This is a genomic window from Ovoidimarina sediminis (assembly GCF_032586175.1).
In the GTDB taxonomy this organism is placed as follows: domain Bacteria; phylum Pseudomonadota; class Alphaproteobacteria; order Rhodobacterales; family Rhodobacteraceae; genus Ovoidimarina; species Ovoidimarina sediminis.
In genome coordinates, this window is sequence record NZ_JAWHTE010000010.1 from 123983 (window position 1) to 136724 (window position 12742).

The 12742-nt window shown below is 67.0% G+C and carries 8 protein-coding genes and 1 pseudogene; 8 read left to right on the forward strand and 1 reads right to left on the reverse strand.

Annotation, left to right across the window (positions count from 1 at the left end; all coding sequences use genetic code 11):
- Positions 1-61: 61 nt before the first annotated feature.
- From RXV90_RS13330 to RXV90_RS13365, 8 genes and pseudogenes are all read left to right on the forward strand, one after another.
- Complete coding sequence (locus RXV90_RS13330; RefSeq protein ID WP_316649262.1) at positions 62-787, forward strand: OB-fold-containig protein; 726 nt, start codon at positions 62-64, stop codon at positions 785-787.
- 27 nt (positions 788-814) lie between these two features.
- A pseudogene (locus RXV90_RS13335) lies at positions 815-2536 on the forward strand (flotillin family protein).
- 96 nt (positions 2537-2632) lie between these two features.
- Entirely contained in the window at positions 2633-2983 is a 351-nt protein-coding gene (locus RXV90_RS13340; protein WP_316649263.1) for an antibiotic biosynthesis monooxygenase family protein, read from the forward strand.
- Positions 2973-3626: a DUF1194 domain-containing protein gene (locus RXV90_RS13345; RefSeq protein ID WP_316649264.1), complete on the forward strand. Its 654-nt coding sequence runs from the start codon at positions 2973-2975 to the stop codon at positions 3624-3626. The genes RXV90_RS13340 and RXV90_RS13345 overlap by 11 nt, the downstream gene beginning before the upstream one ends.
- A 121-nt stretch (positions 3627-3747) precedes the next feature.
- Positions 3748-4437, forward strand: coding sequence for a rhodanese-like domain-containing protein (locus RXV90_RS13350; protein WP_316649265.1), 690 nt, complete (start codon positions 3748-3750; stop codon positions 4435-4437).
- Positions 4437-5687: a chromate efflux transporter gene (chrA, locus tag RXV90_RS13355; protein ID WP_316649266.1), complete on the forward strand. Its 1251-nt coding sequence runs from the start codon at positions 4437-4439 to the stop codon at positions 5685-5687. The genes RXV90_RS13350 and chrA overlap by 1 nt, the downstream gene beginning before the upstream one ends.
- 79 nt (positions 5688-5766) lie before the next feature.
- Entirely contained in the window at positions 5767-6228 is a 462-nt protein-coding gene (locus RXV90_RS13360) for an SspB family protein (RefSeq protein WP_316649267.1), read from the forward strand.
- Between the two features lie 109 nt (positions 6229-6337).
- On the forward strand, positions 6338-7594 hold the full coding sequence (locus RXV90_RS13365) for an MFS transporter (protein ID WP_316649268.1): 1257 nt from the start codon (positions 6338-6340) through the stop codon (positions 7592-7594).
- Positions 7595-8461: 867 nt separating this feature from the next.
- Here RXV90_RS13365 and rpoC read toward each other — a convergent pair.
- Positions 8462-12703, reverse strand: a complete 4242-nt coding sequence (gene rpoC, locus RXV90_RS13370) for a DNA-directed RNA polymerase subunit beta' (RefSeq protein ID WP_316649269.1) — start codon at positions 12701-12703, stop codon at positions 8462-8464.
- Positions 12704-12742: the final 39 nt, after the last annotated feature.

A 12742-nucleotide genomic window follows, 5' to 3' on the forward strand; every position in this document is an offset into this window, starting at 1 on the left:
ATTGTATGCGGGAAACCGACCCCCATGCAATTCAAGGGCTTATCCATGATGGGAGGCGCACATGATCGACACGCTACTGTCTTCGAACTTCGTTCCCTTCAGTCTCGCACTCGGGCTTCTCTTCGCGCTGCTCGCCCTTGAAATCCTGTCGCATCTGGTCGGCAGCAGCCTGTTTTCCGCCGATGACGGTCCCGATTTCGATCTCGACGCGGCGGCGATGGATAGCGGCGCCTTCGATTTCGATCCCGGCATGGAAATCGACATCGACGCCCTGCCCGATCCCGCCGATCTCGACGCGCCCGCGATGCCCTCGGGCGGCGGTGTCCTCGATCTGATGGGCCTCACCGGCGTGCCGCTTCTTCTGTGGTTCGCGGCGCTCCTGCTCTCGTTCGGCGTGGCCGGCCTCGTCCTTCAGGGGCTTGCCGGCAACCTCCTCGGCGCTCCCCTGCCCGGCCTCGTCGCCGCGCTCATCGCCCTGCCCCTGGGTCTCGCCGGTGCGCGCAGCTTCGCCCGCGCCTTCGCCGCCGTCCTGCCGAAGACGGAAACCACCGCCACCCGCGCCCAGTTCTTCGGCGGCCTCCGCGGCACCGTCACGCAGGGCACCGCCCGCCACGGCCACCCCGCCGAGGTCCGGCTTCACGACCGGCACGGCAACATCCACTACATCCGCGCCGAACCCTTCACGCCGACGGATACGATCCCCGAAGGCACAGAGGTCGTCCTGATCCGCGAACGCCGGGGCCCGGGCGATTTCATCCTCCGCCTCGTCCCGGTTCCCGCGGTCTGACCCGATAACGAACAAAGGAGTATTCACATGGATCTCATGACTTACGGCATTGTTCTTGCCTCGATTATCGCATTCCTCCTCCTCGTCGGCTTCGCGCTCGGCCGCATTTACCGCCGCGCGACCCGCGAAACCTCCCTCGTCAAGACCGGCGCGGGCGGCAAGAAGGTCATCATGGATGGCGGCACCATCGTCATCCCGCTCCTGCATGAAATCAGCCCCGTCAACATGCGCACCCTCCGGCTCGAGGTGAAACGCCAGGGCGACGGCGCGCTCATCACGAAAGACCGGATGCGCGTCGACGTGGGCTTCGAATTCTACGTCTCCGTCCAGGCCACCGAAGACGGCATTTCCCGCGCGGCACAAACGCTCGGCGACCGCACCTTCGACGTGAACCAGCTCCGCGAAATGATCGAGGGCAAGCTGATCGACGGCCTCCGCGCCGTGGCCGCCCGCATGACGATGGACGAGCTTCACGAAAACCGCTCCAACTTCGTCCAGGAAGTGCAGAACACCGTCTCGAACGACCTTCTGAAAAACGGGCTTGAGCTTGAATCGGTCTCCCTCACCGCCCTCGACCAGACGCCCTTCGAAGCGCTCGACGAAAACAACGCCTTCAACGCGGTCGGCATGAGGAAACTCGCCGAAGTCATTGCGAAATAGAAGAAAGAACGCGCCGAAATCGACGCCGAGGCCGAGGTCTCCGTGCGCCGCTCCGCCATGGAAGCCGAAAAGCTCAAGCTCCAGATCGAACGCGACGAGGAAGAGGCCCGGATCGGCCGCACCCAGGAGGTCGAACTCCTGAAGGCCGCCCAGGAGGCCGAGATCGCGCGCAACCGCGAAGCGTCCGAATCCGAGAAAGAGCGCGCCCGCATCAAGCGCGAGGAGGAAATCCGCGCCGCCGAAATCGCCCGCGCCCGCGCGATCGAAGAGGCCGAGATCACCAAGGAACGCGAAATCGAGGTGGCGAACCAGGAGCGCCAGATCGTCATCGCCGAGAAATCCGAGGCCGAAAGCCGCGCCCGCGCCTCCGCCGATACCGCCCGCGCCGAAGCGAAGCGGGCCGCCGAAGAGGTCGAAACCGCCCGTGCGGTGGCCGAGGCCGAGCGGACGAAGCGGATCGCCCTGATCGAGGCCGCGCGCGAAGCCGAACGCGAGGCGACGAAACTGCGCCTCGCGGCAGAGGCCGAACGCGCCGCTGCCGAAGACCGCGCCGCCGCCCGCCGGGAAGAGGCGCAGGGCGACGCCGATGCCGTCTCGATCCGCGCCGAGGCCAAGAAGAAGGATCTTCTGGCAGAGGCCGAGGGCCGCAAGGCGCTGGCCGACTCCGAAAACGCGCTCTCCGAGGCGATCGTCGACATGCGCATCGCCCTCGCCCGGCTCGAGGCCCTGCCCCGCGTGATCGAGGCCGCCGTGAAACCCGCCGAAAAGATCGAATCGATCCGCATCAACCAGATCGGCGGTCTGGGCGCGGGCACCGGCGGCGGTTCGGGCGGCGCCGACAAGGCCCCGGTCAACCAGGCCTTCGACGCCATGCTGGGCGCCGCGATGCAGCTTCCGGCCATGCGCAAGCTCGGCGAAGAGCTTGGCATGAACTTCGAAGGCGGCCTTGCGGGCCTGACCGACGGGCTCGACGGGCGGCCCGCGAAAGCGGCCGATGACGGGGCCCTGCCGCCCCCGCCGCCCGACGCCCCTGCCGGTGCCGCGGCCGCCAAGCCCAACGGCGCGGGCCCGGCGCCCGGCCACTCCTGATCACACCTTCGTGGGCTGGCGGCCTTCCGGCTGCCAGCCCTTTTCAATCCGCTCCTGTCCCGCCATTCTCGGCCAAAAACGCCAACAGGAGACGGAATGATCGCAATCATCTTCGAGGTGGAACCGAAGACCGGCATGACCGAGCCCTATCTCGACATGGCCGCCAGAATGCGCCCTCTCGCCGAAAGCATCGACGGCTTCATCTCGGTCGAACGCTTCCAGTCGCTCACCAATCCCGAAAAGCTCCTCTCGCTCTCCTTCTGGCGCGACGAGGCGGCGGTGGACGAATGGCGCAGGCTCGCCGAACACCGCAAGGCCCAGACCATGGGGCGCACGCGGTTCTTCGACGATTACCGCCTGCGCGTCGCCCATGTCCTGCGCGATTACGGGATGACGGAACGCGACGAGGCCCCCGAAGACAGCCGGATGCTCCACGATGCGCGCTAGGCTGGCGGCTGCCCTCCTCGGCATCTCCCTCGCCAGCCCCGCGGCGGCCTGCACCACGGCGCTCCTTCTCGCCATCGACGTGTCGAACTCGATCGACGCGGGCGAATACCGCATCCAGGCCGACGGCCTCGCCGATGCGCTGATCGATCCCGAGGTGCGCGAGGCGCTCATCGCCGGCAACGTCGCCCTCAGCGTCATGCAATGGTCGGGCCGGGGCAGCCAGCAGATCATCTTCCCCTGGGAAAAGATGCTCAGCGACGCCGACGTCCTCCGCTGGTCCGAAATGGCCCGCACCATGCCGCGCGCCTTCATCATGTCCGACACCGCCGTGGGCGACATGATCCTGAGCGGGATCCAGCATTTCCGCAGCGCCCCCGACTGCGATCGCCAGGTGATCGACGTCTCGGGCGACGGCACCGACAACGCGGGCACCGATCCCCAGGGCGCCCGCGCCCGGGCCGAAAGCGCGGGCATCACGATCAACGGGCTTGCCATCGAAGGCATGGGGGTCTCCATCACCACCTTCTTCCGCCGCCACGTCATCACCCGCGACGGCTTCGTCATGACGTCGCGCGGCCACCAAAGCTATGCCGAAACCCTGAAACGCAAGATCCGGCGCGAAGTCAGCCAGATCATGTTCTGACGCCGGCTTGACAGGCCGTCCCCCGGCGGGCACCGTTTCGCCCATGGGGTCGACGCGAACACCCCGTCAGGTTCCGGCCCAAGTTTCGCATCCTTGTCACTCTTTCGGGAGATGGATGCGCATGGCCACTTCAATTGACCTCTCACCAACCACGCTTCTGCCGCTGATCGGCACCCCCCGCTGCCCCACCCTCGTCGATGTCTGCACGGCAGAGGATTTCGCGCTGGATCCCGTGCTCATCCCCGGCGCGTTCCGCCACCCGTTCGACCGGCCCGGCGATCTCGCCGCCGGGCTCCCCGCCGGGCCCGTCGTGGTGATCTGCCAGAAAGGGCTGAAACTCAGCCACGGCACCGCCGCCTGGCTCCGCAGCGAGGGGATCGACGCCAGGGCCCTCGAAGGCGGCATGGTCGCCTGGCGCGCGCTCCCCGGCGCGCCGGTCATCGCGGGCGATATCCCCGCCCCGCTCTGGGTCACGCCCGACGAGGCCCGCCCCGATGCCGCCGCCATCCGCTGGCTGATCCGCCGCTGGATCGCGCCCCGGGCCCGCCTCCTCCGCGTGCCGCCCGCGACGCTCGCGGGTGTCGCCCAACGCTTCGCCGCCACCCCCGCCTGGCCCGATTTCGCAACCGCCCTCGACGCAACCGGCCTTCGCCCCCCCGCCCTCGCCCGCCTCGCCGCAACGCTTGACGCGCCCTGGCTCGGCACCGCCCTCAAGGGCATGGCCCTCCCCGACGCCGACGCCGCCGAACTCGGCCTCTTCGACGCCCTCCATGCCGGCCTCGCCGCCGAAACCCCGGCGAAAGTCGCGTGATGCCCGCCGCCTCATCCGACCTCGTCCGCGTCTTCGGCCGGATCGGCCTTCTCTCCTTCGGCGGCCCCGCCGCCCAGATCGCGCTCATGCACCGCGAACTGGTGGAAGAGCGCGGCTGGCTCGACGAACAAACCTACCTCCGCGCGCTCTCCTTCGCGATGCTCCTGCCGGGGCCCGAGGCGATGCAACTCGCCACCTATGCGGGATGGAAGCGCGCGGGGCTCTCGGGCGGCCTCATCGCGGGCGGGCTCTTCGTCCTGCCCGGCGCGCTCGTCGTCCTCGCGCTCGCCATGGCCTATGGCGCGCTCGGCACCCTCCCCCTCGTCCAGGCGGTCTTTCTGGGCGTGAAGGCGGCGGTGATCGCCATCGTCCTCGAAGCGCTCCTCAAGGTCTCGAAACGCGCGCTCCGGGGGCCGGGCGACTGGATCGTCGCCGCCCTCTCCTTCGTCGCGATCTTCGCCCTCGCCCTGCCCTTCCCGCTCATCATCCTCCTCGCCGGCCTCTGGGGCGCGGCGCGCGGCAGCGGCACAGCCACGGCCGAAACCCCGCTCCCCGACATCCGCGGCACGGGCCGCACCGTCGCCCTCTGGCTCACGCTCTGGCTCACCCCGATCCTCCTCCTCTGGGCCTCGGGCGCGGCCTTCCTCACCCAGATCGCGCTCTTCTTCTCGAAACTCGCGGTGGTCACCTTCGGCGGCGCCTATGCCGTCCTCGCCTACATGACCCAGGAAGTCGTGCAGGACAGGGGCTGGCTCACCACGCACGAGATGATCGACGGGCTGGGCCTTGCCGAAACCACGCCCGGCCCCCTGATCCTCGTCACCGAATTCGTGGGCTACACGGCAGGCACCGGTCAGGGCGGCATGGCGCTCGGCCTCGCGGCGGCCGCCCTCACCCTCTGGGTCACCTTCATCCCCTGCTTTCTCTGGATCTTCGCGGGCGCCCCCTATCTCGACTGGATCGCGGGCCGCCCGCGCCTCACGGGCGCGCTGTCGGGCATCACGGCGGCGGTCGTGGGCGTGATCCTGAACCTCTCGATCTGGTTCGCGGCCCATGTCGTCTTCGGACAGGTGGAAACCGCCACCCTCGGCGCCCTCACCCTCATCGCCCCCGTCGCCGAAAGCCTGAACCCGGTGGCCCTGGCGCTCTCCGCCGCCGCCTCCGTGGCGCTTCTCGTCTTCCGGTGGCCGCTTCTCGGCGTCCTCGGCCTCTCGGCCCTGCTGGGTCTTCTGGCAGGCCTCCTGACATGATCGCCAAAATGCAATCGATCCGCTTTTCTTCCCCCCCGAATCCCCGTTACTCTTTCCCGGTACCGAGGAAGGGTCGCACATGGCCGACAAGATCGACTACGGAACCCTGATGCACCGCGCCATGCGCGGGCTGATCCAGGATGTTCTGTCGGGCGTGGCCGAAAACGGCCTGCCGGGCCAGCATCATTTCTTCATCACCTTCGACACCATGCACCCGGATGTCGAAATCGCCGACTGGCTGTCGGATCGCTACCCAGAAGAAATGACGGTCGTCATCCAGCACTGGTTCGAAAACCTCGACGTGGGCGATGACGGCTTCGCGGTCACGCTGAACTTCGGCAACAACCCCGAACCGCTCTTCATCCCCTACGACGCGATCCGCACCTTCGTCGATCCGTCGGTGGAATTCGGCCTCAGGTTCGAATCCCACGACGAGGAGGACGACGAGGACGAGGACGACCTTGCCGACGAGGCCGCCCCCGCCGCCGAGGCGAAGGAAAAGGACGCCGAAGTCGTCAGCCTCGACAAGTTCCGCAAGTAACCGGGCGGGCACCCCGCCGCTCAGCCGGAAAACGACATCGCGTCGCAAGTGAGAAAGCACGCCTGCGCCAACGGCGCTCTCTTGCCGGGAAACCAGACGAGCGCCTCCGATGCACGACCGCCGGATTCCCGAATGGCTGCGCCATGCCCCCGCGCCCAGCGTGCGCGGCTTCGCGCTTCTGGCCGGAACCGAGGCGATCGCCCGCGGCATCCTGATCTCGGTCTTCCCCGTCGTGGTCTACGGCGTCCTTCAGGATGCCCGCGTGGTCTCCGAGGTCTATTTCCTGATCGGCCTCGCCTCGCTCCTGATCGGCCTCCTCGTGCCCTACGCGATCCGCTTCATCCCCCGCTGGTGGGTCTATGTCTGCGGGGCGCTGATGTTCGTCACCGGCGCGCTTCTCGCGATCGCGGGAAGCCCCTATGCGGTGATCGCCGGGCTCGCGCTCACGACCTTCGCGGTCGTCACCACCTTCGTCTGCTTCAACGCCTATGTGCTCGATCACGTGGCCAGGATCGAACTCGGCCGGTTCGAAACCTCGCGGCTCTTCTACAGCGCACTGGGGTGGACGGCGGGGCCCGCCCTCGGCGCGGTCCTCTATTCCCACTGGCCGCCCGCGCCCTTCCTGATCGCGGCGGCGGCGGCCCTCGCGATGCTCACCATCTTCCTCGTGATGCGGCTCGGGAACGGCAAGCTCATCACCAAAAGCCGCCGCGCCCCCACCCGGCCCTTCGCCTTCATCCCCCGCTTCTTCGCGCAGCCCCGGCTTGTCACCGGCTGGCTCTTCGCGGTGATCCGCTCCTGCGGCTGGTGGGTCTATGTCGTCTATCTCCCGATCTATGCGCTCGAAAACGGGCTGGGCGACCGTCTGGGCGGCATCGCGCTCTCGATCTCGAACGGCGCGCTGTTCCTGACGCCCATGATGCTCAGGTTCATGCAGTGGAGTTCGGTGCGCACCGCCATCAGAACCGGCTTTCTGATGGCGGGCGCGCTCTTCCTCCTCGCCGGCGCCCCCCACGGGCTGCCGATGGCAACGGTCCTTCTCCTGATGGCGGGCTCGTTCTTCCTGATCCTCCTCGATGTCTCCGCCGGCCTGCCCTTTCTCCTCGCCGTCAAACCCTCCGAGCGGACAGAGATGTCGGCGATCTACTCAAGCTTCCGCGACATCTCGGGCATCGCGACCCCGGGGGTCGCCTGGCTCGTCCTCCTCGCCGCGCCGCTCTCGGGCGTCTTCGCGGCGGGCGGCGCGGGCCTCCTCGCCGCCTGGACGCTTGCGGGCAAGCTGAACCCCCGCCTCGGCCAGGCCCGCATCTCCGCCGAAGGCGCGGCCCCCCACCCCGCCCCGAGCGCGGTCCCGAACGCGCCGTGAGCGGCTGAGGGGGGAGCCTCCTCAGCCGACACAAGCGAAAAGCCGGGCGGGGCCCGACCGCGGGTGGGCCCGCCGACGGCCGATCGGGGCGATTTATCTCGCAAACCCGAATGACATCGCGCTGGATTGCGTCGTTGCAGGAGGGCCCGCCCGAGGGGCGGTCGGGCCCTGCCCGGCGGGGCTGACGCCCCTTGGTTCCGGGCAAAGAGGGCTCCAAGCGGACTTGCGGCGGTGCAGCAGGCTTCAAAGGGTGCCGTATGTCCGGTTGGCGGACGTTGCTGACACTCGCGATAAGCCGGGCAGGGCCCGACCGCGGGTGGGCCCGCCGACAGTTGGTCGGGGCGCTTTATCTCACAATCCCGCGGGACATCCCGCTGATCCGTACCGTTGCAGGAGGGCCCGCCCGGGGGGGCGGTGTCCCTCGGGCGAAAGGTCCACCGGACCTTTCGCGGGCCCCTCGGAACCCCTGCCCGGCGGGCCTGCGGCCCTCGATTCCGGGCAAGAAGGGCTCCAAGCGGACTTGCGGCCGTGCAGCAGGCTTCAAAGGGTGCCGTATGTCCGGTTGGCGGGACGAAGCGGGCACTCGCGACAAGCCGGGCGGGGCCCGACCGCGGGTGGGCCCGCCAACACGTGGACGGGGTGCTTTATCTCACAAGCCCGCGGGACATCCCGCTGATCCGCGCCGTCGCAGGAGGGCCCGCCCGAGGGGCGGTGTCCCTCGGGCGAAAGGTCCACCGGAGCTTTCGCGGGCCCCTCGGAACCCCTGCCCGGCGGGCCTCACGGCCCTCTCCTCCGGGCAAGAACGCCCCCCAAACCGAAAGGGCCCCGCCAATGGCAGGGCCCTTCCAACGCATCTCACCCGAAGGATCAGTCCCGGCTTTCCGGCAGATCCGACAGCCCGGCGTCGATCTCCTCGGCGCCTTCGAACACCGCCTCCGGGGCCGCCAGCGCCGCCGCGGCTTCCGCCTCGGCCCGCGCCGCCTCGATGACCTTCGCGTCCCGCTCTTGGGCGATCCGGCGTACCCGCTGGGTGGCGCCGCCCGTCCCGGCCGGGATCAGGCGTCCGACGATCACGTTCTCCTTCAGGCCGAGAAGCGTGTCGCGCTTGCCCTGAACCGAGGCTTCCGTCAGCACCCGCGTCGTCTCCTGGAACGAGGCCGCCGAGATGAACGACCGCGTCTGAAGCGAGGCCTTGGTGATCCCCAGAAGGATCGGCTCGCCCGAGGCCGGACGTCCGCCGCGCTCTTCCGCCTTCGTATTGGCGGCGTCGAGTTCGGCCTTGTCCACGTGCTCGCCCTTCAGAAGCGTCGTGTCCCCGCTGTCGAGGATCTCCCACTTCTGAAGCATCTGGCGCACGATCACCTCGATGTGCTTGTCGTTGATCTTCACGCCCTGCAGGCGATAGACGTCCTGCACCTCGTCGATCATGTACTCGGCCAGCGCCTCGACACCCATGATCGACAGGATGTCATGCGGCGCGGGGTTGCCATCCATGATGTAATCGCCGCGCTGGACGAAATCGCCCTCCACGACCGGGATGTGCTTGCCCTTCGGCACCATGTACTCGACCGGCTCAAGGCTGTCGTCCGACGGTTCGATCGTGATCCGGCGCTTGTTCTTGTAGTCGCGCCCGAACTTCACGTAACCGTCGATCTCGGCGATGATCGCGTGGTCCTTCGGTCGGCGCGCTTCGAAGAGTTCGGCCACACGCGGCAGACCGCCGGTGATGTCCTTCGTCTTCGCGCCTTCCCGCGGGATCCGCGCCACAACGTCGCCGGCCTGAACCTCGGAACCGTCCTCGACCGACAGAATGGCGTCGACCGACATCGGATAGGTCACCGGGTTGCCCTGGTCGTTCCGCACCGGCTCGCCATCGCTGCCGACAAGGATGATCTCGGGCTTCAGCTCGTTGCCCTTCGGCGCCGAACGCCAGTCCGACACGATCTTCTGGGTCATGCCCGTCGCATCGTCCGTGTCGTCCCGCACCGAGATGCCGGAAACCAGGTCGACGAACTTCGCCGTCCCCGCCTTTTCGGCGATGATCGGAAGCGTGTAGGGGTCCCATTCGAAAAGCTTGTCGCCCCGCTCGACGCTGGCGCCATCCTTCACGTGAAGTTTGGTGCCGTAGCCCAGCTTGTGGCTCGCCCGTTCCACCCCGTTCTCGTCGATGATCGCAAGAACCATGTTCCGGCCCATCACGATCGTCTCGCCCGCGGCATTGTCGAGGACGTTGGCGTTGCGGTACTCCACCTTGCCCGCGCTCGACGCTTCCAGGAACGACTGCTGGCCACCCTGCGCGATGCCGCCGATGTGGAAGGTCCGCATCGTCAGCTGCGTGCCGGGTTCACCGATCGACTGTGCGGCGATGATGCCGACGGCCTCGCCGACGTTCACCATCGTGCCGCGCGCCAGGTCGCGGCCATAGCACATGGCGCAGACGCCCTCTTCGGCCTCACAGGTCAGCGGCGAGCGCATCCGCACCGTCGCCAGCCCCGCGGCCTCGATCATGTCCGCCTTGCGTTCGTCGATCAGTTCGCCTTCCGAAACGATCACCTCGTCGGTGCCGGGCTTCAGCACGTCCTCGGCGGCCACGCGGCCCAGCAGACGCTCGCTCAGCGAGGCCACGACTTCCCCGTCGTTGACCGCGGCTTCCGCCGTGATCGCGCGATCGGTGCCGCAATCCTTCATCCGGATGATGCAGTCCTGCGCCACGTCCACGAGACGCCGGGTCAGGTAACCCGAGTTCGCGGTCTTAAGCGCGGTGTCCGCCAGGCCTTTCCGGGCCCCGTGGGTCGAGTTGAAGTACTCGAGCACCGTGAGGCCTTCCTTGAAGTTCGAGATGATCGGCGTTTCGATGATCTCGCCCGACGGCTTGGCCATCAGGCCGCGCATCCCGCCCAGCTGCTTCATCTGCGCCGGCGAACCCCGCGCGCCCGAGTGGCTCATCATGTAGACGCTGTTCGGCTCCATCTCGGCGCCTGCATCGTCCTTCCGCATCGCGGAGATGTCGCCCATCATGGCGTTCGCAACCTCGTCGGAACATTTCGACCAGGCATCGACGACCTTGTTGTACTTCTCACCCTGGGTGATCAGGCCGTCCATGTACTGCTGTTCGAACTCCTTCACCTGCTCGCGCGTGCCGTTCACGATGTCCCACTTCTGATCGGGGATCACCATGTCGTCCTTGCCGAAGCTGATGCCGGCCTTGAACGCCTCGCGGAAGCCCATGCCCATGATCTGGTCACAGAAGATGACGCTCTCTTTCTGGCCGCAGTAGCGATAGACGGTGTCGATCACCTGCTGCACTTCCTTCTTCCGCAGAAGACGGTTCACCAGCTCGAACGGCGCTTTCGCGTTGAGCGGCAGAAGCGCGCCAAGCCGCACCCGGCCCGGCGTCGTCTCGAACCGCTGGAACACTTCCAGCCCGTTCTCGTCGATCTGCTTCACGCGCGCGGTGATCTTGGCGTGCAGATGCACCTCGCCCGCTTCCAGCGCATGCTCGACCTCTTCGGGAGAGCCGAAGATCATGCCTCCGCCCTTCATGCCCTCGCGCTCCATCGAGATGTAATAGAGGCCAAGGATCATGTCCTGCGACGGCACGATGATGGGCGAGCCGTTCGCCGGCGACAAAACGTTGTTCGTCGACATCATCAGAACGCGCGCTTCCAGCTGTGCTTCGAGGCTCAGCGGCACGTGCACGGCCATCTGGTCGCCGTCGAAGTCGGCGTTGAACGCGGCACAGACCAGCGGGTGAAGCTGAATGGCCTTGCCTTCGATCAGCACGGGCTCGAACGCCTGGATGCCAAGCCGGTGCAGCGTCGGCGCCCGGTTCAGCATCACGGGATGCTCGCGTATCACCTCGTCGAGGATATCCCAGACCTCGGGACGTTCCTTTTCGACAAGCTTCTTCGCCTGCTTCACGGTCGAACTCAGGCCCTTCGCCTCAAGCCGCGAATAGATGAACGGCTTGAACAGTTCGAGCGCCATCTTCTTCGGCAGCCCGCACTGGTGCAGCTTCAGTTCCGGGCCCGTCACGATGACGGACCGGCCCGAGAAGTCGACGCGCTTTCCAAGCAGGTTCTGCCGGAACCGGCCCTGCTTGCCCTTGAGCATGTCCGACAGCGATTTCAGCGGCCGCTTGTTCGCGCCCGTGATCACCCGGCCCCGACGGCCGTTGTCGAACAGCGCATCGACCGATTCCTGAAGCATCCGCTTCTCGTTCCGCACGATGATGTCCGGCGCGCGAAGCTCGATCAGGCGCTTCAGGCGGTTGTTCCGGTTGATCACCCGGCGGTAGAGGTCGTTGAGGTCCGAGGTCGCGAACCGGCCGCCATCCAAGGGCACCAGCGGGCGCAACTCGGGCGGAATGACCGGGATCACGGTCAGCACCATCCACTCCGGCCGGTTACCGGATTCGATAAAGTTTTCAACGATCTTCAGCCGCTTGATGATCTTCTTGGGCTTCAGTTCGCCGGTCGCTTCCTTCAGGTCTTCGCGCAGCTGCGTGGCCTCGGCCTCGAGGTCGATCGCCGACAGCATCTTGCGGATCGCTTCGGCGCCGATATCGGCCTCGAAGGCATCCGCGCCATAGGCGTCCTGCGCGTCGAGGAATTCCTCTTCGCTCATCAGCTGGCCATAGCTCAGGTCGGTCAGACCCGGCTCGATCACCACGTAATTCTCGAAGTAGAGAATCCGCTCCAGATCCCGAAGCGTCATGTCGAGCATCAGGCCGATCCGGCTCGGCAGCGACTTCAGAAACCAGATGTGGGCGACGGGCGCGGCCAGTTCGATATGGCCCATCCGCTCGCGCCGCACCTTCTGCAGCGTCACTTCCACACCGCATTTCTCGCAGACGACGCCGCGATACTTCATGCGCTTGTATTTGCCGCAGAGGCACTCGTAATCCTTGATCGGTCCGAAGATCCGGGCACAGAACAGGCCGTCACGCTCGGGCTTGAACGTGCGGTAGTTGATCGTCTCGGGCTTCTTGATCTCACCGTAGGACCAGCTCAGGATCCGCTCGGGGCTCGCGAGCGAAATCTTGATCTCGTCAAACGTCTTGACCGGGGCCAGCGGCGAGAACGGGTTGGTTGTCAGTTCCTGGTTCATCTCAGCATCCTAATTCCTTGGGGGAGCAAAAGGTGGGTT

Coding starts and splice junctions, on each gene's coding strand:
- chrA (WP_316649266.1), top strand. CDS start 4,437: ATGCCCGCCGCCTCATCCGACCTCGTCCGCGTCTTCGGCCGGATCGGC.
- RXV90_RS13350 (WP_316649265.1), top strand. CDS start 3,748: ATGGCCACTTCAATTGACCTCTCACCAACCACGCTTCTGCCGCTGATC.
- RXV90_RS13360 (WP_316649267.1), top strand. CDS start 5,767: ATGGCCGACAAGATCGACTACGGAACCCTGATGCACCGCGCCATGCGC.
- RXV90_RS13330 (WP_316649262.1), top strand. CDS start 62: ATGATCGACACGCTACTGTCTTCGAACTTCGTTCCCTTCAGTCTCGCA.
- RXV90_RS13345 (WP_316649264.1), top strand. CDS start 2,973: ATGCGCGCTAGGCTGGCGGCTGCCCTCCTCGGCATCTCCCTCGCCAGC.
- RXV90_RS13365 (WP_316649268.1), top strand. CDS start 6,338: ATGCACGACCGCCGGATTCCCGAATGGCTGCGCCATGCCCCCGCGCCC.
- RXV90_RS13340 (WP_316649263.1), top strand. CDS start 2,633: ATGATCGCAATCATCTTCGAGGTGGAACCGAAGACCGGCATGACCGAG.
- rpoC (WP_316649269.1), bottom strand. CDS start 12,703: ATGAACCAGGAACTGACAACCAACCCGTTCTCGCCGCTGGCCCCGGTC.